This is a genomic window from Erysipelothrix piscisicarius (genome assembly GCF_003931795.1).
Taxonomy (GTDB): domain Bacteria; phylum Bacillota_I; class Bacilli_A; order Erysipelotrichales; family Erysipelotrichaceae; genus Erysipelothrix; species Erysipelothrix piscisicarius.
In genome coordinates this window covers 156,116-175,694 of record NZ_CP034234.1, presented here as the reverse complement: position 1 = coordinate 175,694, position 19,579 = coordinate 156,116, and the positions used below count along the sequence as shown (strand labels likewise).

The 19,579-nt window shown below is 37.3% G+C and carries 20 protein-coding genes, 10 tRNA genes and 1 pseudogene; 29 read left to right on the top strand and 2 right to left on the bottom strand.

The annotated features are described in order from the left end of the window. Positions 1–14 precede the first annotated feature (14 nt). Positions 15–91 (bottom strand) — tRNA-His (locus tag EEI45_RS00875). Between the two features lie 110 nt (positions 92–201). Between EEI45_RS00875 and EEI45_RS00870 the strand changes: the two genes are divergently transcribed. The 7 genes from EEI45_RS00870 (at position 202) to EEI45_RS00840 (ending at position 7,196) form a co-directional block, all read left to right on the top strand. Continuing rightward, positions 202–1,053, top strand: coding sequence for a DegV family protein (locus EEI45_RS00870; RefSeq protein WP_125163770.1), 852 nt, complete (start codon positions 202–204; stop codon positions 1,051–1,053). A gap of 15 nt (positions 1,054–1,068) precedes the next feature. Then, on the top strand, positions 1,069–2,709 hold the full coding sequence (gene argS / locus EEI45_RS00865; RefSeq protein WP_125163769.1) for an arginine--tRNA ligase: 1,641 nt from the start codon (positions 1,069–1,071) through the stop codon (positions 2,707–2,709). A 56-nt stretch (positions 2,710–2,765) separates the two neighbouring features. Next, entirely contained in the window at positions 2,766–3,137 is a 372-nt protein-coding gene (locus tag EEI45_RS00860; RefSeq protein WP_125163768.1) for a GntR family transcriptional regulator, read from the top strand. Continuing rightward, a complete protein-coding gene (locus EEI45_RS00855) occupies positions 3,130–3,834 on the top strand; it encodes an ABC transporter ATP-binding protein (protein WP_125163767.1) in 705 nt (234 codons plus the stop codon). Before EEI45_RS00860 ends, EEI45_RS00855 begins: the two co-directional genes overlap by 8 nt. Then, the gene (locus EEI45_RS00850; RefSeq protein ID WP_125163766.1) at positions 3,828–4,622 is read left to right on the top strand and encodes a hypothetical protein; all 795 of its coding nucleotides are present in this window, start codon (positions 3,828–3,830) and stop codon (positions 4,620–4,622) included. The genes EEI45_RS00855 and EEI45_RS00850 overlap by 7 nt, the downstream gene beginning before the upstream one ends. A gap of 128 nt (positions 4,623–4,750) precedes the next feature. Continuing rightward, on the top strand, positions 4,751–5,401 hold the full coding sequence (locus EEI45_RS00845; protein WP_125163765.1) for a hypothetical protein: 651 nt from the start codon (positions 4,751–4,753) through the stop codon (positions 5,399–5,401). A 127-nt stretch (positions 5,402–5,528) separates the two neighbouring features. Further along, positions 5,529–7,196, top strand: a complete 1,668-nt coding sequence (locus EEI45_RS00840) for an LCP family protein (RefSeq protein WP_228410413.1) — start codon at positions 5,529–5,531, stop codon at positions 7,194–7,196. 59 nt (positions 7,197–7,255) lie between these two features. Here the strand turns inward: EEI45_RS00840 and yfcE are convergent, their stop codons facing one another. Beyond that, positions 7,256–7,795: a phosphodiesterase gene (yfcE, locus tag EEI45_RS00835; protein ID WP_125163764.1), complete on the bottom strand. Its 540-nt coding sequence runs from the start codon at positions 7,793–7,795 to the stop codon at positions 7,256–7,258. A gap of 125 nt (positions 7,796–7,920) precedes the next feature. On the opposite strand from yfcE, the gene EEI45_RS00830 reads away from it, so the two are divergent. From EEI45_RS00830 to EEI45_RS00735, 22 genes and pseudogenes are all read left to right on the top strand, one after another. Beyond that, positions 7,921–8,631 (top strand): hypothetical protein, encoded by a 711-nt coding sequence (locus EEI45_RS00830; RefSeq protein WP_125163763.1) that lies wholly within the window; start codon positions 7,921–7,923, stop codon positions 8,629–8,631. Then, positions 8,603–10,717: an LCP family protein gene (locus tag EEI45_RS00825; protein WP_125163762.1), complete on the top strand. Its 2,115-nt coding sequence runs from the start codon at positions 8,603–8,605 to the stop codon at positions 10,715–10,717. The genes EEI45_RS00830 and EEI45_RS00825 overlap by 29 nt, the downstream gene beginning before the upstream one ends. A 146-nt stretch (positions 10,718–10,863) precedes the next feature. Further along, on the top strand, positions 10,864–11,742 hold the full coding sequence (locus tag EEI45_RS00820; protein WP_125163761.1) for a diacylglycerol/lipid kinase family protein: 879 nt from the start codon (positions 10,864–10,866) through the stop codon (positions 11,740–11,742). A 65-nt stretch (positions 11,743–11,807) separates the two neighbouring features. Beyond that, entirely contained in the window at positions 11,808–12,116 is a 309-nt protein-coding gene (gene trxA, locus EEI45_RS00815) for a thioredoxin (protein WP_125163760.1), read from the top strand. Between the two features lie 160 nt (positions 12,117–12,276). Further along, positions 12,277–12,810, top strand: a complete 534-nt coding sequence (locus tag EEI45_RS00810; RefSeq protein WP_125163759.1) for a helix-turn-helix domain-containing protein — start codon at positions 12,277–12,279, stop codon at positions 12,808–12,810. A 12-nt stretch (positions 12,811–12,822) separates the two neighbouring features. Then, positions 12,823–13,749 (top strand): annotated as a pseudogene (locus EEI45_RS00805) (ABC transporter ATP-binding protein); the annotation flags it as partial. A 115-nt stretch (positions 13,750–13,864) separates the two neighbouring features. Next, positions 13,865–14,710 carry an ABC transporter permease gene (locus EEI45_RS00800; RefSeq protein WP_125163757.1) on the top strand — a complete coding sequence of 282 codons (846 nt, stop codon included), beginning with the start codon at positions 13,865–13,867 and terminating at the stop codon, positions 14,708–14,710. After that, on the top strand, positions 14,710–15,510 hold the full coding sequence (locus EEI45_RS00795; protein WP_125163756.1) for an ABC transporter permease: 801 nt from the start codon (positions 14,710–14,712) through the stop codon (positions 15,508–15,510). Before EEI45_RS00800 ends, EEI45_RS00795 begins: the two co-directional genes overlap by 1 nt. Further along, positions 15,507–16,556, top strand: coding sequence for an ABC transporter substrate-binding protein (locus EEI45_RS00790; protein ID WP_125163755.1), 1,050 nt, complete (start codon positions 15,507–15,509; stop codon positions 16,554–16,556). The genes EEI45_RS00795 and EEI45_RS00790 overlap by 4 nt, the downstream gene beginning before the upstream one ends. A 198-nt stretch (positions 16,557–16,754) precedes the next feature. Then, a tRNA-Cys gene (locus tag EEI45_RS00785) sits at positions 16,755–16,828 on the top strand. Between the two features lie 5 nt (positions 16,829–16,833). Further along, positions 16,834–16,920, top strand: a tRNA-Leu gene (locus EEI45_RS00780). Between the two features lie 40 nt (positions 16,921–16,960). Next, positions 16,961–17,037: transfer RNA gene (locus EEI45_RS00775), tRNA-Arg, on the top strand. Positions 17,038–17,042: 5 nt separating this feature from the next. Further along, positions 17,043–17,119 (top strand) — tRNA-Pro (locus EEI45_RS00770). A gap of 29 nt (positions 17,120–17,148) precedes the next feature. Continuing rightward, positions 17,149–17,225 (top strand) — tRNA-Met (locus tag EEI45_RS00765). A gap of 33 nt (positions 17,226–17,258) precedes the next feature. Beyond that, a tRNA-Ile gene (locus EEI45_RS00760) sits at positions 17,259–17,335 on the top strand. A gap of 55 nt (positions 17,336–17,390) precedes the next feature. Continuing rightward, a tRNA-Ser gene (locus EEI45_RS00755) sits at positions 17,391–17,479 on the top strand. A 70-nt stretch (positions 17,480–17,549) separates the two neighbouring features. Further along, positions 17,550–17,626: transfer RNA gene (locus EEI45_RS00750), tRNA-Met, on the top strand. Between the two features lie 2 nt (positions 17,627–17,628). Continuing rightward, a tRNA-Phe gene (locus tag EEI45_RS00745) sits at positions 17,629–17,704 on the top strand. A gap of 661 nt (positions 17,705–18,365) precedes the next feature. Continuing rightward, positions 18,366–18,506, top strand: coding sequence for a hypothetical protein (locus EEI45_RS08520; protein WP_164503744.1), 141 nt, complete (start codon positions 18,366–18,368; stop codon positions 18,504–18,506). Beyond that, positions 18,507–18,680, top strand: a complete 174-nt coding sequence (locus EEI45_RS08515) for a hypothetical protein (protein WP_164503743.1) — start codon at positions 18,507–18,509, stop codon at positions 18,678–18,680. Positions 18,681–18,748: 68 nt separating this feature from the next. After that, the gene (locus tag EEI45_RS00740) at positions 18,749–19,141 is read left to right on the top strand and encodes a hypothetical protein (RefSeq protein ID WP_125163754.1); all 393 of its coding nucleotides are present in this window, start codon (positions 18,749–18,751) and stop codon (positions 19,139–19,141) included. A 24-nt stretch (positions 19,142–19,165) separates the two neighbouring features. Beyond that, entirely contained in the window at positions 19,166–19,504 is a 339-nt protein-coding gene (locus tag EEI45_RS00735; RefSeq protein ID WP_228410554.1) for a TraM recognition domain-containing protein, read from the top strand. The last annotated feature ends 75 nt before the right edge of the window (positions 19,505–19,579 follow it).

Genomic DNA, 19,579 nt, shown 5'->3' with positions numbered 1-19,579 from the left:
GTGTAATTTCAATATGGGGCGACCGACGGGACTCGAACCCGCGCATGCCGGAACCACAATCCGGTGTGTTAACCGACTTCACCACGATCGCCATTGCTAGACCATTATAGCGTTTAAAAAAACGTTTGTAAAGGCGCTCACCAAAAAATAGTGAATTATATAAGAAATATGATATAGTAATCATACTAATGGAGGACATTTATGATGAAAATTGCTGTTATCACAGACTCATCGGCAGGTGTTTCAAAGCAAGAAGCAATTGATCATGAGATTATCGTAGCACGTATGCCTTTAACAATCGATGGAAAAGCATATATGGAAGAAGAAGGGATCTCTCGTGAACAATTGATTCAAGCCATGAAAAACGGATCATCTGTTTCAACATCACAACCACCTTTAGGGAGGTTGATTGAATTGTTTGATGACGTTTTAAAAACATATGACCATATAATCTTTTTACCGATTTCAAGTAAACTTAGCGGGACGTATCAAACGGCATGCGGACTGGCTCAAGATTATGATGGACGCGTAACGGTTATTGATTCAAAATTTGTCAGTTGCCCATTGTTTTTATTAAGTCTTGAAGTTAAGGAAATGATAAGGCGGGGTATGGAACCGGATGCTATAAGGACGCTCATCGAAGATGAAGCGGATATGTATGCATCACTCATACCGGAGAATATTATCTACCTTAAGCGTGGAGGTCGTATTACGCCAGCAGCTGCAGCCATTGCGAATTTACTCAAAATCGTACCTGTATTAAAGGTTTCAAATGGTGAAATTGATTTGGCTGAAAAAGTAAGGACCTACAAAAAAGCAGTCCGCGTTGGTTTTGATCACACTGTGGTAGATCGGAATAAAGATGATTATGAATGGATTGTTTTAGACGGCGGTTGTGAAGAAAAAATCTACAATGCTGTTGTGAAAGATTTAGAAAAACATTTTGGGGTTGAGGTCATAAAACGTCCTTTATATCCTATTGTACTTGCTCATACTGGACCTGGCAGCATTGCGATTGCTTGGCGAAAAAAACTTATTAAAGATAAAATATAGAGAAGGAGCTTTAATATGAATAAAATTGAAACAAAACTTGTTGGACACATCGAAGATATTATTCTTGATGCGTTTGGTATTGAAAAAGAAGATGGACTTGTAATGTTAGAAATCCCTAATAATCCAGAAATGGGAGATTACTCAACAAACATCGCAATGCGTCTTACAAAACCTGTTGGTAAAAATCCACGTGAAATTGCTAGCGTTATTGTGGAGAAATTAGAAAATAATGAGATGGTTGACTCCATTAGTGTTGCGGGACCTGGATTTATTAACTTTGTTATGAAACCAGCAGTTTTAGGTAGTGTTATTAATGATGTTATTGAGGCTGGTAAAGATTATGGTCGTTCCAATGCAGGGGAAGGAATCCGTTTACTGAATGAATATGTATCGGCGAACCCTACTGGACAACTTCATGTTGGTCACGCACGTGGAGCCGCATGGGGTGATTCACTTTCACGTATTATGTCCTTTGCAGGATATGACGTACTTCGTGAGTATTATATTAATGACCTTGGTAATCAAATTTTGATGTTAAGTCATTCACTTTATGCACGTTATAAACAAGCATTTGGTATCGAAGCAGCATTGCCTGAAGATGGATATCATGGACCCGATATTGTGGAAATCGCAAATGATGTGAAAGATGCTGAAGGTGACAAATGGTTAGATGCACCGGAAGAAGAATGGGTACCTTATTTTAAAGAACTTGGAATTAAATTAGAATTAGAGCGCATTAAAGAAGATTTAAATACTTTTGGAGTTGAAATGGATTCATGGGTTAGTGAAAAATGGCTCTATGATGATGGACGTGTAGAGGAATCCTTAGAAGCACTTAAAGCAAAAGGTGTAACGTTTGAAGAAGATGGCGCACTATGGCTTCGTTCAACAGATTTTGGGGATGATAAAGACCGTGTCCTTATTAAGAGTGATGGATCTTATACCTATCTCGTACCTGATATCGCAAACCACATTTATAAACTCGAACGTGGTTATACACATTTACTAAACCTATGGGGTGGCGATCACCATGGTTATATTGTACGTATGCAAGCTGCACTTGAAGCGCTCGGCCATCCAAATGTTCTGGATGTTGATATTATTCAAATGGTTCGTCTTGTGGACGAAGGTGTTGAAGTTAAAATGTCAAAACGTACAGGGAATGCACTGGGTCTTGTTGAACTGGTTGATGATATTGGTGTTGATGCAACACGTTACTTCTTTGTAAGCCGTGCTTTAGCAACGCCACTTGATTTTGACCTTGGTCTAGCACGTAAAAAATCAAACGATAACCCAGTATTCTATGTTCAATATGCACATGCTCGTATTTGTTCAATTTTACGTCAAGCAGGAGAAGTTCCTCATGTTGATGTCATTGATCAACTTACAAATCCTAAAGAAATTGCCTTATTAAAAGAGATTAATGAGTTTAGTTCTGTTGTTGCAGATGCTGCGAAAAAACGTGAAGTTCATAAGATTGCAAATTATGTTCAAGACCTTGCATCATCCTTCCATAGTTTCTATGGTGAAGTAAAAGTTATGGATCCAAGTAACCCGGAACTACAAGCACAACGTCTAAATTTACTTGTAGCGGTAAAAATTACCCTAAGTAATGCCTTGAACTTAATCGGTGTTAATGCACCAGAACAAATGTAATTCTTGTACATTTTGTTGTTCTATTGTATTATTTAAGTGTTACAGTGGGTGATGGTATGTCACTAAAAAATAGTTCCGTAGTCATTTACCGACAAATCATTGAGTATTTTGAATTAGAAATTGCCTCGGGTCGACTTAATGCAGGGGATCGCATTGAGTCAATCCGGGCACTTGCTTTATTCTTTAAAGTAAATCCGAATACAGTTCAAAAAGCACTCAATGAGCTCGAGCGTGATGGTTTGATTGAAACAGATCGCACAAATGGTAAATTTGTTACAGATAAACAAGAAATAATTAAGAAGTTAAGAAGTGAATTGGGACGTCGTTACAGTGTTGTATTTGTTGAGAAAACGAAAACACTTGGTCTTGACCTTGAAGAAACAATAAGCCTTCTTAAAAATGAATGGGAGGTTGGGAAACATGAATAACGAAAATGGTTTGGTCATTTCACATTTAAATAAGCATTATGGAAAAAATCAAGTGCTTAAGAATATTAATTTAAATTTGGAATCTGGAAAAATAGTGGGTCTTTGTGGTCCAAATGGAGCAGGAAAGACAACCTTAATTAAGACGATTGTTGGTCTTCTTCGTGATTATCACGGAGATATTCAGGTATGTGGAAATCCAGTTGGTCCTGATTCGAAAGCTGTTGTTTCATATCTTCCTGATGTGGAATACTTAGCACCCAATCTTACAGGACTCAAAGCAGCAAGACTCTATAGTGATATGTATGCTGATTTTGATATGGGCGTTTTAGAAGACTTATTCCTTAAGATGAAATTAGATGGAAGCATGCCTGTTTCAAAGATGTCTAAAGGGATGCGTGAAAAGTTCCAGCTTGCTTTATGTTTATCGCGTAAAGCACGTATCTATATATTTGATGAGCCGATTGCAGGTGTTGATCCTGCATCACGCGATTCGATTATCGAAACAATTTTAAGCAATTATACTCAAGATGCACTACTTATCATTTCAACACATCTCATTCAAGATATTGAAGGTGTCTTGGACGAAGTCGTCTTCATTAAAGATGGTGCGATTCTCATGCACGAAAATTGTGATGATTTACGTGAAGCACGTGGACAAACAATTGATGAAATCTTTAGGGAGGAATTCAAATGGTAGGAAAACTATTTAAAAATGATTTGGTAGATTCTTATAAAGCGTATGCACCCGTTGTAGGGATGATGATTGCAGGATGTGTTCTTACAATCTTGATGATTCAATTAGCGATTAATGATCGATTTGGAATCTTTGGAACCTTTATTGCGTTAGCGTTGTTTGCACTCGTAGTTATTGTGACAGTGATGTCCGTGCGAGCAAATATCTATGTACTTTATACAAGCATCTATCATAAAAACGGATATCGACTCTTTACGTTACCGGTTAAGACTTGGCAAATTCTTGCATCAAAATTATTAGTGGCGTTCTTTTGGTCAGTGATTATGGGTTTACTCCTAATTCTATCCCTGTTCATCATTACTTTCACAACAACAGGAAGTCTTGCAATCTATGGCCAAGCAATGCCGGAATTATCCCAATACTTTGCACAGTATTTTGAATCGAGTGTCGCATTTTTTGCGGTTATTGATAACCTCTTAAACTTTGCGCTCAGTTCGCTTGTCATTCTCTTTGCAGGTGCTGTGGCACATTCAAGCTATTTCCAAAATAATCGTGGATTAGTTGCTGTGGGGATTGCAGTTTTAATCGCTATTGTTCTCGGACAAATTGGTGCGTATGTGGATACTTCGTTTGGAAGTGTTTTATTACGCTATGATTCTTATGCATTCTTACAAGGTGGAAGTATTCCAGTTGGTGAGTTTGCGCTTGTGGTCTTATATCAAATTCTTGTCTGTGGGTTCTTGACCTTTGGAACACTTTGGTTTTGGAACCATAAGTTAGAAGTTATGTAGCAAATTTAAAAACCTGATAAACAATCAGGGTTTTTTTGCAAAACATGTGATAATGCGTGAACTTTTGTGATTTATTGACTTTGCAAAGGTTTCGCATTATTGTAATCAAGGTAAAGGAATGTGTAATTATGGAAAAAAATAATAAATTATTACTGATTCTTGTTTTTGTACTGTCGTTAGGGACGCTCAGTGTGGGTGGCTTTTTTGCAATCCAAGCATGGCAGACGTACCAAACAACCCTTACAAAAGCAACGATATCAAACCACAGTCAATACAGTCTTCGAAATAATGCAACGGCATATCAAAAAGAACTTTATGAAGAACTTGCTTCTGTTGAATCAGGTTCGGATGCGGTAATTTCTGAACTCATTTCGAAAAACTTTATTGCTGATTTTTATACGTGGACAAATAAAGTTCGAATGAATGACGTTGGTGGCATTCAATTTCTACATCCGGATATTAAAGTCTGGGTATATGATCAAGCGCTTTATCGCTTCTATAATGATATGCGTGTTTATATTGAACGAGAACAAGTTGAGGATACGCTAGAGGTAACGGGAATCGAGGTTACTTCGAAGAAAACAAAGTTCTTGCTTCATGACCATGAAGTACCTGCATATCAAGTCAATGCGACATGGACATACAAAGATTCAACCGTGCTTGATACAAAAAATTATCAACATTCGGCACAGATTATGGTCGTTAAGGTAGACGACACCTATTCAATTGTGGAGGTATCAAATGGAACTCAAACTTCAACCGAAACAAACCCAGCGTAAAGAAAATTGTGTTGTGGGAACATTACTGCTTATTCTCTCAAACATTCTACCACTGGGGCTTATTGTCTTCTGAGGAAGATTTGCATCCATTCATGGACGTTACTTTGCAATCGGGACACTAAGTGTTATGGTATTTATTCTTCTTCTTAATATTCTCTATATACTTGGTTATTTAAAATCAAATAAACTTTTTAGATACGTATTTCTAATATTGTCTGTTGTATGGCTTTTGGTTGGATCGGTTGGTTCGTTTTACGCAATTAAAACCAATGCCATCACCAACGCCATTCTTAATAAAGACGAAGTTCGTGAATTTAGTGTTGTGAGTTTTAGTGGGGATGACGTGCTTGAGGGTAAAACAGTAGCGTATGCACCCATGAATGAACCCGAAGTTGAAACATCGATTAAGAAAAAAATCGCGGATAAAGCGGATAATGTTGTTTTTGAGAAATATGATAATTATCGTGACTTGTTATCAGCGGTAAGTGCGAAGAAGATTGATGTTGCGGTATTACCCCTTAATTACCACACATTAACTCAAGAAATTCCAGATGGGTCAAATCCTTTTGTGGAATCAAAAGAATTATTTACGTTTTCCACATCCGTTACAAAACAATCCAATACTGAAGTGGATGTTATTAAAGAGCCATTTACAATGCTTATGTTGGGATTAAATGATGATCTTGCAGATTCAATTATTCTTGCATCCTTTAACCCCGAAACGCTTAAAGTTACGAGGACAAGTATTGCACGGGATTCGTATGTTCCAATCGCTTGTTATCCAAACGAATCTTACGATAAAATAAATCATTCTCATGGGATTAGTTCACAATGTATGGTAGATAAAATTGAAAACTATCTGGGTGTTAAGGTTGATTTTGTGTTTGAAACGGATTTTTATGCACTTGAAAATATGGTAGATGCGATTGGTGGCTTAGAAATTGAAAGTCCGACAACATTTGCGGGTTCATTTCCGCTTGAAAAACAATACGATGACGATGGTGAGCCCATTATGGAAGGTGTTACCATTCCAGAAGGGAAAAACCTTCTGAACGGTAAACAAGTTGTCACTTTTGCACGAGAACGTCGTATTGAAAACATGGCAAATGGTGATTTTGACCGCCAAGTCAATCAACAGTATGTTATTAAAGAAATGGCAAATAAAATTCTTGCGACACGAAATCCGAATACGATCTTAAATGTTTTGGATTCGGCGAAGAAAAATATTACCATGACGCTTCCACTTGAAACCATTTCCAAACTCATGGGATATGCATTGCAAAGTATTGATCGTTCTCCGGTAGACCCCATGTCAACATTTAGAGTTGTGCAAACTCAGATTGCGGGTGAAGGAACGATTATTAATGGTGTGTGGTATGCGAAGCCTTTTGAAAATCAGTATTTACAAGCAAAGAAAGTCATTTTGGATAATCTAAAATCAGATGCAGACTTACGAAATGAATACGACTTTACGTTTACCTATGGTAAACCTTATCAAACAGATCTGATTTCTTCGAAAAATTCAGAAGATACCGGTCCGCTTTTGACGGTGCTTAAACCAAGTGAGCGCAGTGCACAAGCCGTTGATGTCTTAGATTTTAATGGCCTCTCTCAATCAGAAATTCAATCGTGGGCGGATAAAAACCATGTTTCAGTTACCTTTGATGTAATCAAACCGGACTCCCCAGAGTTCAAGCATGATTACATTAACAATCAAGTGCTCGAACAAGATGTTAAGCCCGGATTTTATAACGAAGGTGTAAATGCAATCCACATTAAAATCGTGAATAAGTAAAAAAAAGAAAACAACCACTTCAGGTTGTTTTCAAATTCTAATCTAAGATTGAACACATCTTAGTCAATTACAGCTTGCATGTAGACATCATGATTAAGTGTATACGTTGTGAGGACACGATCATCCAGATATCCATACGTGTTTGGATGATTTTCTTTAGGAAGTGCAATGGATCCAGGATTATATATTGTTGTATGGTCTATTTTTTTCAAAACAGGCACGTGTGTGTGTCCAGAAATAAAGAGGTCTACGCCGTGTCGTGGGCCCTCAATATCGGGTTCAAAAAGGTGACCGTGTGTCACCATGAGGGTAAGATTATTCCATTCTGTCACCGTATAGTCTTGCATTATTGAGAATTGACATAACATTTGATCCACTTCACTGTCACAGTTTCCGCGCACTGCGATAATGGGGCATGTGAGTTGGTTCAATCGATCGGAAACAGCTTTCGGATTGTAATCCGCAAGAATTGGATTTCGAGGTCCATGATACATGAGGTCCCCTACCAGTAAAATGCGATCATAAGGTAAGGGTGTGTTGAGAACATCATTTAAACGGTCGATGCTACCGTGTATATCAGAAATAATTAAAGTTTTCATGCTTTCCTCCAGTCATATGTAATGAAATTATACCATCAAACATATTAAAATATGGGATTTTCCAATCGTTAATTGATAATTATGAGCGAACATTTTATGATAGAATAAATAGAGGATGTGAAAATATGAAGCAACACAGTAAAGGTCTTACCATTTTTATTTTAATTCTTTCACTTACAACTTTGAGTGTAGGTGGTTTTTTTGCGTACCGAGCATACCAATCAAAAACAAGTATTGATGGGGGTACTACAAGCGAGAATAGTTTCTATTCGCTGCGTAAAAATGCAACTGAGTATCAAAAAGAACTCTATAAGGAACTTACCTCGAAACTGAAAGAAGATCCAAGAGATGATAAAGTGATTTCAGAGCTTATCGCTCAAAACTTTGTTGCGGATTTTTATACATGGACCAATAAGTTGCGCTTTAATGATGTAGGAGGCATGCAGTATATTCATAAAGACCTTGACTGGGTTTATGGTCAGGCACTGGATACATTCTATAACGATATGCGTTACTATAAAGAAAAAGGGAAATTAGACAAAACACTTGAAGTTGCTTCATCGACCGCAAGTGCCAAAAAAGACACGTTAGTTCTAATTGAGCAAGAAGATGAATTGGGGACACAAGAAGATGGTACGGTCAATACCGTAACAAACGATGTTGAACGTTCGATTCCTGTATATCGTGTTGCGATAACATGGAAATATAAAGACTCGGATGTTTTAAATGTCTCGGAGTTTCAACAGAAAGCAGATATTTATGTAACGAAAGATGACGATGGATTGTATTCAATCATGGAGGTAGACGATGGGCAAGTCAAAGAAGCAGCAAACTAAAACAAAACAACGTAGACCCTCATTCATTCATCGACCAATATTTGGATTGCTTCTAACAGTAGTCGTGAATATAATCTATATTGCATTATTATTTGTCATTGGACGATACGTTAATTTACACAGCAAGTACTTTATGCTCGGAATCACAATTATCGTATTGCTTGTTTTAATTCTTAATTTATTTTTCCTTTTAGGGTATGCGAAACGAATTCGTTTTTTCCGAAAAGCAGTTGCAGTATTTGGAATGTTTATGTTGATTGTTGGATCGGTAGGGTCCTATTACACATTTAAAACCAATGCAATCGCGAATCAAATGATTAATGAATCCGGGCAGGAAAATAAAGAGTTTTCAGTAATTAGTTTTAAGGAAGGTGCGAAAAAAGAAGATCTTGATCACAGCACGCTGGGTTATGTTGAAACAACGCAAGAATTTGAAGATGCGGTAAAGAAAAATGTCGCTAAAGAATCAAGAACAATTGAGTATGTCAAGTTTAAATCCTATGACGATCTTCTTATAGCGAGTTTAAATGATAAAATTCAATTCGCAGTGGTACCGAAAAACTTTAGTTCGCTTTCAAAACGACTTGAAACGGAAGAACGAAATCCAATTGAGTTTTCAAAAGCAATGTTCTCGTTCAGTATAAAAAGCAAAGAAACGGTGAATGATAAAGATGTGTTAAAGGAACCCTTTACGATGTTAATGATTGGGGTTAATGAAGAACTCGCTGATTCCATCATCCTAACCTCTTTTAATCCTGAAACACTTAAAATCACCATGACAAGCATTCCACGTGATTCTTATCTACCGATTGCTTGTCAGAATAATTATCCCGATAAAATTACTCATGCACGTGCATTTAGCCGTCAATGTCTCATTGATTCGGTTCAAGATTTTATGGGCGTGAATATTGATTTCTACTTTGAAACAGATTTCTATGCGCTTGTGAAAATAGTTGACACATTAGGCGGACTTGAACTAGAGTCACCGATTGCATTTGGGGGATCATTGCCTAAAGAAGAAAATCCATCAGAATTCCATGAAATTTGGATTCCAGCTGGAAAACAAAAAATGGATGGAAAGCAAGTGATTACCTTTGCTCGTGAACGTTATGCCTTTACCGGTGGTGATTATGTTCGTCAAATGAATCAACAATATGTTATTAAAGAACTCGCAAATCAAATTTTAAGTACACGTAATGTGAATACACTTGTGAATGTATTGGATGCCGCAAAGGATAATCTTCAAATGAATATATCCATAAACGATATTACATCGCTTATGGGATACGCATTACAAAATATCGAGAAATCACCGGTATCTCCGTATAATACCTTTAGAATTGTATCGACCCAACTTCAAGGTGAAGGGGAAATTATTGATGATGGCTACAGTGGAAAATATGTTTCCCATCCATATATGCGCGATGTCCAAGTAGCGCGTGATGTCATTAGCGATAACTTGAAACACGACGCGGATCATCTAGATGTTAAGACATTTAGTTTCAAACAATCAAAACCGTATCGTTCAGCGCTTTTTAATCCAAGTCAAAATGAGGAAGGGCTCTACTATCCAGGTGATGTCGTACCGAAACGTCTTGAAGATACAGACAAAGATAAAGAAACAGAGCGTTCAAATGTTGTACCTGATCTAACATCAATGTCACGCAGTGAGATTAAACGTTGGGCTCAAAATAATGGCGTGACGGTCGTTTTCAATGAGATTGATCAAAATTCAGATTCTTATCAAGACTACTACAGTGATGGACAAATAATTTATCAAAGTGTAGAACCTGGAGATTATCACCAAAAACAAACATATATTGAACTTACAATAGTCGTGAAATCAGAGGTTGAAGAACCCAAAGGTGTTACAATTCCTGATTTTATTGGAGATACGGTAGCCGATGCAATCGCATGGGCGAATGGAAATGGATTTACCATTGAAGCCATTCCATCCGGGGACACCACTGCGATCATCGAGTCGCAAAGTATTCGTCCAGGTCTTTACCAAGGCGAACATCGCAATATCGTTGTATCGGTTCGAATAGAATCGGAGAAACCCGAAAATCAGAATTCCAATGAATAAATTGGATGCACATGGGTAACACAAAATATAAAATATTCGCTATAATACTTAAGAATCGTGAGGCCTCTATGAAAATAGAGGCTTTCATTCTTGTATTATTAGGTCATCTGTACCATAATAAAAATATGTGAATTGAGGTCGAAATCATGAAACACGTATTTATCATTAATCCAACTTCAGGCGTAGGACGTTATCGTGACGTCGAAGCATGGATAGACAATAACTTTAAAGACAAAGAAGACAACTATGAATTGCGTTATACAGAATATCCAGATCACGCACAAAAAATTGCGGAAGAATATCATGGGAATGATGTCGTTATTTACTCTGTAGGTGGCGATGGGACCGCACATGAAATTCTTAACGGTTTAGATTTAGACGTACAATTAGCAATTATACCTGTAGGTACCGGTAATGATTTTTGGCGGATGATCAACTATAACCATCCCCTTGAGAAAATACTTGAAGATACCATTAACGGGTCTGTACAACACATTGACATTGGCGAAGCCAACGGTCACCGCTTTTTAAATTGTATGAATATGGGTGTGGATTCAGAAGTTAATCGTGATGTAAATGCAGTGCGTAAAACATGGTTTCCTCGCAAATTGATTTATATCTATTATGCAATCTACGAACTTATTCGTAAAAAGCCCATCCAATGTATAGTTGAAGCGGATGGTACCCAAAGCGAACACAATGCCCTTCTCATTTCGGTTATGAATGGTCGTTGTTATGGAAATGGATTTCAAAGCGCACCTAAAGCCATTATTAATGATGGTGCACTCGATGTCTCTATCGTAGAAGATGTACCAGCAAGACGTCTTCCTAAATTGCTGCCAATGTATTATAAGGGAGAGCATTTGGATCTTGACGTCGTGACAAGCTTTAGAGCGAAAGAAATTAAGATACAATGCAATCAAACTGTAGCTTTAGGATGTGATGGTGAAGTCTTTGAATATTCAACCGTCCATGCACGTGTTCTAGATGGAAAACTTAAGTTACGTGTTCCAAATGCTCTGTGAGCATATTAAGGTACATATGAAATACTTGTGATATAATAACTAAGCAAATAGGAGGACACTATCAAATGAAAAATATAACAAAAAATGATTTTAATGAAGCCGTTAAAGATGGCGTAGTACTTATTGATTTTTATGCTAACTGGTGTGGACCATGTAAGATGATCGCTCCAATCTTGACAGAACTTTCAACAACAATGGCAGATGAAGCAACAATCTTAAAAGTTAATGTGGATGAAGAAGGCGAACTAGCACAACGTTTCGACGTTATGTCAATTCCTACTTTAATTCTCTTTAAAGATGGAAAACCTGTTGGACGCAAGACAGGATTTTTACCAAAACCTGAGCTTGAAAAATTTATTCGTTCAGCACAATAAACGCAATCTTAAACCAAAGAAAGACCAACACTCCGTTGGTCTTTTTATTTTTACATTTTTTCTATTAATTCGTTTGCATTTTAGAAACCATTATGTATAATTAGTTTGTGTTTATACTTACTAATATAAAAGTTTACCAACACTAAACAAGGGAGGAACTATGGAAATTGGAAAACGACTCAAACAGTTGCGCACAAAAAATGGTCTGACCTTAGAGGAACTCGCAAGCCGTAGTGAATTAACCAAAGGGTTTTTATCACAACTTGAAAATGACTTAACGTCCCCATCCATTGCAACACTTAACGATATCGTGGAGGCGCTGGGCACGAATTTGTCAGTCTTCTTTAAAGAAGAGTCTGCTGAGCAAGTTGTATTTACTGCAGATGATTATTTTATTGATGAACGCGATGATTCGACAATCCATTGGATTGTACCCAATGCGCAAAAAAACGAGATGGAACCCATCCTTTTAGAACTCGAGCCAGGTGGTGAATCCAATGAAATCTTACCGCATGAAGGGGAAGAATTTGGATATGTACTCCAAGGTAAGGTATCATTAAGGTATGGAGATGAAACAATAACGATTTCAAAAGGACAAACTTTTTACATAAAAGGAAATCGTAATCACGTCTTGGTTAATGAACATCAACAACGAGCACGTGTGATATGGGTGTGTACACCCCCTGTATTTTAAAGGAGGAAGAATATGGAAGCATTAATTCAATTTACAAATATTGTGAAGGGCTTTGAAGATCAGCTTGTCTTAAAAGGGATCAACTTGGATATCTTTGAAAATGAGTTTGTGACGCTACTTGGCCCTTCTGGCTGTGGAAAAACAACACTTTTAAGAATCTTAGGTGGATTTTTAGAGCAAAGTTCTGGTGAAGTCTATTTCGAAGGCATTGAGATTTCGAAATTAGCTCCTTATAAACGTGAGATTAATACAGTCTTTCAACGGTATGCACTTTTTCCGCACATGGATGTTTATGACAACATCGCATTTGGTCTTCGCATTAAGAAAACAAACGAAGATATTATTAAGCAAAAAGTTGAGAAGATGTTGAATCTTGTAGGGTTAAGCGGCTTTGAACACCGTCCTGTCACACTTTTATCAGGAGGACAACAACAACGTGTCGCGATTGCTCGAGCGCTTGTGAATGAACCAATGGTGCTTCTACTCGATGAACCTTTAGGGGCATTGGACTTAAAAATGCGTAAAGAAATGCAACGTGAACTTAAAGAAATCCAAGAAAATGTGGGTATTACTTTTGTTTATGTTACACATGACCAAGAAGAAGCGTTGACCATGTCAGATAAAATTGTCGTGATGAATGAAGGGGAAATCCAACAAATTGGAAAACCCATGGATATCTATAATGAACCTGAAAACCGTTTTGTCGCAACATTTATCGGAGATTCAAACATCATCGAAGGAACGATGATTGAAGATCGCCTTGTGGAATTTGATGGTGTTCAGTTTGAATGCGTTGATGCAGGTTTCTCAAATAATGAAGTGGTAGATATCGTAATCCGACCTGAAGACATTGATATTGTTGATGTGGAGCTTGGAAAATTAACGGGAGTTGTTGAGTCGATCCTATTCAAGGGTGTTCATTACGAAATTGTCGTTAAACAGAGCATCGTGACTTTATCATTCATACAACGGATAATTCAGAAGAAGGCAAAGAAGTTGGCATCCATTTCTTCCCTGAAGACATCCATGTGATGTACACGATGGAGTCGTATTAATGAAGAAATATAGACCACTGGTTATTCCCTATGTAGTTTGGATGTCAGTATTTATTGTCGTGCCAATGCTCTTAATTGTATTTTATGCATTTACGACTGTAGGGAACCAAATGATTCCATTCCAGTTTAGTCTTATTAACTTTAAAAAATTCTTTGATCCCGTCTTCCTAAAAGTACTTCTTTATTCATTTAGAATTGCAGGGATAACAACCGTCATCTGTCTCTTAGTAGGATATCCTTTAGCTTATTTTATTTCACGGCGTTCAGAACGGATGCAAACACTCCTGATTCTCTTGGTAACCATTCCGATGTGGATCAATATGCTCGTTCGGACGTACGCTTGGATTAGTATTCTTTCAGACAAGGGGCTGATAAATAGTTTCCTTGCGTTGTTTGGGATTGCACCACTTAAAATGATGAATACAGATTTTGCGGTTATCCTAGGGATGGTTTATAATTTCCTGCCTTTTATGATTATGCAAATCTATAATGTTTTAGCGAAAATGGACGAGTCACTGATTGAGGCAAGTTATGACCTTGGAGCAAATCGTTTTGAAACTTTCCGTAAGATTGTCTTCCCCTTATCATTATCGGGGGTAATCTCCGGGATTACGCTGGTCTTCTTACCATCACTTTCGACCTTTGTCATTCCTCAATTCTTGGGTGGCGGAAGTTATGTTTTAATTGGTAACTTAATTGAAAATCAATTTATCAATATTGGTGATTATAATTTCGGTAGTGCTATCTCATTAATCATGGCTGTCCTTATTATGCTCTCAATGCATTTTGCGAATAAATTTGATCGTGAATACGATGAATCAAAACCAAAAGGAGGGAAACTCTAATGAAAGAAAAAAATCGTTGGATAGGGCCATTGGGAATTATCTTAATGCTCATTTTCTTCTATGGACCGATTCTTGTCATGATGGTGTTTTCCTTCAATGACTCACGTTCGTTGACGTCATGGTCGGGATTCTCAACAAAATGGTATGGAAAACTCTCGCAGAGTAACGATATTACTGCTGCTGTTCGAACATCGCTTTTCATTGCCCTAATTACAACGGTTATCGCAACGGTCGTTGGAACAATGACAGCAATTGGATTGAGTAAACATAAGAAAATTTTTAAGAAATCGATTTTGACCATTAATAACTTTCCTGTTCTTAATCCAGAGATTGTAACGGCAATTAGCTTCATGCTATTGTTTGCGTCCGTGAAGGGCCTCCAAAAAGGGTTTGGTACTATGCTTGTTGCCCATATAACATTTTGTACCCCATATGTCATCCTTACAGTCTTACCAAAGCTAAAGTCATTAGATCCAAGTTTGGCGGATGCTGCTATGGATTTAGGGGCTACGCCTACGGGAGCGCTGCGTAAGGTTATTTTACCGCAACTAACACCTGCAATTATCTCGGGAGCCCTTATCGCTTTTACAATGTCGTTTGATGATTTTGTAATTTCATACTTTGCTACCGGAAATGGTGTAAGCAATATTTCAATTCTTGTTTATCAAATGTCAAAACGAATTAACCCAACCGTGAATGCCCTCTCGACCATTATCGTTGTGATCATTACTGTTGTGTTAATCATTATAAATGTATTACCAATTCTGAAACGTAGTAAGAGAAAGGTGGCTGTTTCATGAAAAAAATCTTAGTAGCATTGCTTGCATCACTTCTTGTGTTAACCGGATGTGGTGCAAAAGAAACCAAAGAAGAACTCCGTGTTTATAACTGGGGTGAGTATATTGATGAATCGTTGATTCCTGAATTTGAAAACAAATACAACGTTCGTGTTATTTATGAAAAATTCTTATCAAATGAACAAATGTATAATAAGCTTCAAGATGGTTCAAAATTTGATGTGATTGTACCTTCTGACTATACGACGCAACGTATGCGTGAGGAGGGAATGCTTCAAAAAATAGATTACTCAAAGATTACAAACTATGAGAAAATTATTCCAAGCCTTAAAGGACGTCATATGGACCCTGACAATGAATACTCAGTTCCATACTTCTGGGGAAATGTTGGTATTCTCTATAATAAGAACACTGTAGACCGCAACGATCTTGAAACTCAAGGTTGGAATATCTTAATGAACGAAAAATATAAAGGCAAATTATTTTTCTATGATTCAGAACGTGATGCCTTTATGATCGCTTTGAAAGCACAAGGCTTTTCAATGAATACAACACAAGAGGAAGAACTCAAAAAAGCAAATGATTGGTTAATTGAAATGAAACAAACCATGGATCCCGTTTACGGTACCAATGAAATCATTGATCAAATGATTGGTGGTGCCAAGGACATTGCGGTTATGTATTCAGGGGATGCGAATGCGATTTTACTCGAAAACCCTGACATGGACTATTATTCGCCTTCTGAAGGAACAAACACATGGGTGGATGCAATGGTTATTCCTATTGACGCACCCAATCCAGATTTAGCACATAAATGGATCGATTTTATGATTTCAGAAGACGTCTCAAAGCGTATTACCGAAGAAATTGGATATACAAGTCCGATTCAATCTGTGATTGATGATGTGACAGGAGCTGATGGAGCATTCAATGGAATTGACTCTTATGTCACACGAACAGGTTACGATAAGGACGAAGAGTTTTTCTATGATCAAAACATGAAAGTAATTCTTTCTGATTATTGGCAAAGAATTAAAGCGACAAAATAACGAAAAAACGCATCAAAAAGGGCTAAAAAGGCCCTTTTTGTTGAATTAAAGAAACAATTAAATCTTTTTTAAAAAAAATGTATTATTTTGTATTTTAAGTGTTGCATTTCTATACTGATGATGTATAATGTAAAAGCACAGTGAGAAACGACAACAACAAAGACAAACATCGAGTTAATATGTCGCGACACAGTTAATGGTTCCTTAGCCAAGTGGTAAGGCAATAGACTGCAACTCTGTGATCATCGGTTCAAATCCGATAGGAACCTCCAGTAATGGGGATGTGGCGGAATTGGTAGACGCAACGGACTTAAAATCCGTTGAAGGTAACTTCGTATGGGTTCAAGTCCCTTCATCCCCACCATTACTTTATTGATGGAGTTCTAATTTAAATCGATGTATATGCGCCCGTAGCTCAACTGGATAGAGCACTTGATTACGGCTCAAGAGGTTATGGATTCGACTTCTGTCGGGCGCGCCAATTTTCGGGATGTAGCACAGCTTGGTAGTGCACCTGGTTTGGGACCAGGGGGTCGCAGGTTCGAATCCTGTCATCCCGACCAATTTTATTATTAAAATTAAATATTCCTATGGCGGGTTAGCTCAGTTGGCTAGAGCGTCCGGTTCATACCCGGAAGGTCGCGAGTTCGAATCTCACACCCGCTACCATTTCTATTTTGAAAAGCGTAATACCGATGTAGCGGACCCTTAGCTCAGTTGGTTAGAGCTACCGGCTCATAACCGGTTGGTCGTAGGTTCGAGTCCTACAGGGTCCACCAATTTGACACTTAGGATCATCGGAATTTAATTACATTAAAATGCAAATAACTCTATGGAGGAGTACCCAAGTGGCTGAAGGGACTGGTCTTGAAAACCAGCAGACGTGAGAGCGTGCGGGAGTTCGAATCTCCCCTCCTCCGCCATATTATTTCTTTACGAAATAAGGTTGCATTATATACCAGTTATGCTATAATGACATAGCATTAAACATATCGCGGGGTAGAGCAGACTGGTAGCTCGTCGGGCTCATAACCCGGAGGTCGTCGGTTCAAATCCGGCCCCCGCAACCAATGGCCCTGTAGCTCAGTCGGTAGAGCAACGGATTGAAGCTCCGTGTGTCGTCAGTTCGATTCTGACTGGGGCCACCATTTAAACCGATAAGAAAAACCACTCATTGAGTGGTTTTTTTGTATTTGGGATTCAATTTAAATAGTACTTACTACAAGCGATGAGATTGATTTAAATAAATTAAAAAGACACGTTTTAGAAACATAAAAATCATACGAGCGTCAATGAATTCAGTATTAAGCAACGATGAACTCACTGTCACTAAAGAATTAACTCACTTGAAGTAAAAAAAGTTCTTGATGTTTTAGATGGAAATTTTTCTTGATACCTTATCGACTGCACCCTTCGTATACAGAACACGTGATTGATACACTATTTATTAGTGACGAAGTGATTATTCCATTTCAAGGTGAGAAGAACTCACAATACTGTTTTGTGTCTCATTTCCTATATTGTGTTAATGTCTTGCAACAGTAGTTCAGGAAAAGATATTGTATCAAACATTCTTCCATCGCTTATGAATATAGAATGTCAGTATTTATTAAGTAGTGAAATTATTTATATTTTAATTTCACTAAATATTGATGCAAGAAAAAGAGCAAAAGAAGCGCACATAAAAAAATCAAAGGTGATTTTCGTGGTTCTGGTGCATGGGTTGATATCAAAGAAATTAAAGAAAATTTTCGCGCATACTTATTTAAAGATTTTTACAATAATAACAAGATTCATAGCGGAAGGCTCGTGTACTATGAAAACAAAACGAATACACATTATTTTGATACAACACCTGAATCTGCATTAACGATAGCTCCAGCACGACGTGGTAAAAAAACATCAATATCAATTACAGAAATACTCTACAATGCTAAGTCTAATGTATAGATGATTATATTAGAGCCTAAAGGTGAGATGCTCTTCTTGGTAAAACAAATTTTTGATAATCTTAGTATTGATGTTAAAAACTATAGTCTTGATGATACCGAATATTCAGATAAGTACAATTTATTTACTGATGTATCTGACTGTTGGGATAAACATATTGATGCACTTCATTGAGGTGCAACCACAGAAAGTAATAATGTTCTTGCCCTTGTCAGAAAATCACCTTAGTTATTGCATAACAAATGATCCTTGCTATAAAGCGTGAAGACATAGGCGGAATGAATAGTTTCTTCTTTGGTACGTCTATAGGGTGGATCATTTCATGTATATTTTTAGTTGTACAGTTTGCTCCAAGACATTTACGACATTTTCCATCAGTAGTTGCTGTATGTAAAGATTTAGCGGTTAGATCATTTAAGAACAATCAACTAGGGGCAATCCTTAGTACATTAGAAAGCAATAGTTTAGAAGACACTATCAATCAACAAACATTTACATTTCTTAATTTGCCTCTAAACAATGCCTCTGCATGTAGTATTGCTTCACTTGTGATTACACAACACGTAGAGGGTCTAGCAGTCATAGCGAAAGCTACTCAATCAGATGGTTCAAATGAAGTAGGTAAATTAAAATGACCATACCGAGTTGAGGGGGAGGAAATCGTAAACATTCCAGCAATAAAGGGTATGGAAAAATACTTATCCCTTTATCAAGGGTTTGGTATTACGTTTTCATTGGTATTTCAAGATTACACTCAAATCAAAAGAATATATGGAAATAATGCAGAAACGATCCTTAAGAATGCTGATGATGTAGACTTTGGTAAACGAGTATCACAAGCGCTCGGTACTATTACTGTAGAAACAAAAAGCCAATATAATTCTTATCGAGGTGGTTATGGTACTAGTACTAATCATTCAACAAGTACAAACCTTATTAAACGAGAGCTGATGACCATTGAAGAAGTATTAAAGACTATAAAGATGCAATCATCATGAAAAATCCTAACAGACCCCTTAAAGCACGTTTCATCGCATATTATGAGAAAAGTTTTCCAGTCAAACTGAAAAGAA

Excerpts from the sequence above, each read along its gene's own strand:
- EEI45_RS00870 (WP_125163770.1), top strand. The coding sequence starts at position 202 with ATGATGAAAATTGCTGTTATCACAGACTCATCGGCAGGTGTTTCAAAG.
- argS (WP_125163769.1), top strand. The coding sequence starts at position 1,069 with ATGAATAAAATTGAAACAAAACTTGTTGGACACATCGAAGATATTATT.
- EEI45_RS00860 (WP_125163768.1), top strand. The coding sequence starts at position 2,766 with ATGTCACTAAAAAATAGTTCCGTAGTCATTTACCGACAAATCATTGAG.
- EEI45_RS00855 (WP_125163767.1), top strand. The coding sequence starts at position 3,130 with ATGAATAACGAAAATGGTTTGGTCATTTCACATTTAAATAAGCATTAT.
- EEI45_RS00850 (WP_125163766.1), top strand. The coding sequence starts at position 3,828 with ATGGTAGGAAAACTATTTAAAAATGATTTGGTAGATTCTTATAAAGCG.
- EEI45_RS00845 (WP_125163765.1), top strand. The coding sequence starts at position 4,751 with ATGGAAAAAAATAATAAATTATTACTGATTCTTGTTTTTGTACTGTCG.
- EEI45_RS00840 (WP_228410413.1), top strand. The coding sequence starts at position 5,529 with ATGGTATTTATTCTTCTTCTTAATATTCTCTATATACTTGGTTATTTA.
- yfcE (WP_125163764.1), bottom strand. The coding sequence starts at position 7,795 with ATGAAAACTTTAATTATTTCTGATATACACGGTAGCATCGACCGTTTA.
- EEI45_RS00830 (WP_125163763.1), top strand. The coding sequence starts at position 7,921 with ATGAAGCAACACAGTAAAGGTCTTACCATTTTTATTTTAATTCTTTCA.
- EEI45_RS00825 (WP_125163762.1), top strand. The coding sequence starts at position 8,603 with ATGGGCAAGTCAAAGAAGCAGCAAACTAAAACAAAACAACGTAGACCC.
- EEI45_RS00820 (WP_125163761.1), top strand. The coding sequence starts at position 10,864 with ATGAAACACGTATTTATCATTAATCCAACTTCAGGCGTAGGACGTTAT.
- trxA (WP_125163760.1), top strand. The coding sequence starts at position 11,808 with ATGAAAAATATAACAAAAAATGATTTTAATGAAGCCGTTAAAGATGGC.
- EEI45_RS00810 (WP_125163759.1), top strand. The coding sequence starts at position 12,277 with ATGGAAATTGGAAAACGACTCAAACAGTTGCGCACAAAAAATGGTCTG.
- EEI45_RS00800 (WP_125163757.1), top strand. The coding sequence starts at position 13,865 with ATGAAGAAATATAGACCACTGGTTATTCCCTATGTAGTTTGGATGTCA.
- EEI45_RS00795 (WP_125163756.1), top strand. The coding sequence starts at position 14,710 with ATGAAAGAAAAAAATCGTTGGATAGGGCCATTGGGAATTATCTTAATG.
- EEI45_RS00790 (WP_125163755.1), top strand. The coding sequence starts at position 15,507 with ATGAAAAAAATCTTAGTAGCATTGCTTGCATCACTTCTTGTGTTAACC.
- EEI45_RS08515 (WP_164503743.1), top strand. The coding sequence starts at position 18,507 with ATGATTATATTAGAGCCTAAAGGTGAGATGCTCTTCTTGGTAAAACAA.
- EEI45_RS00740 (WP_125163754.1), top strand. The coding sequence starts at position 18,749 with ATGATCCTTGCTATAAAGCGTGAAGACATAGGCGGAATGAATAGTTTC.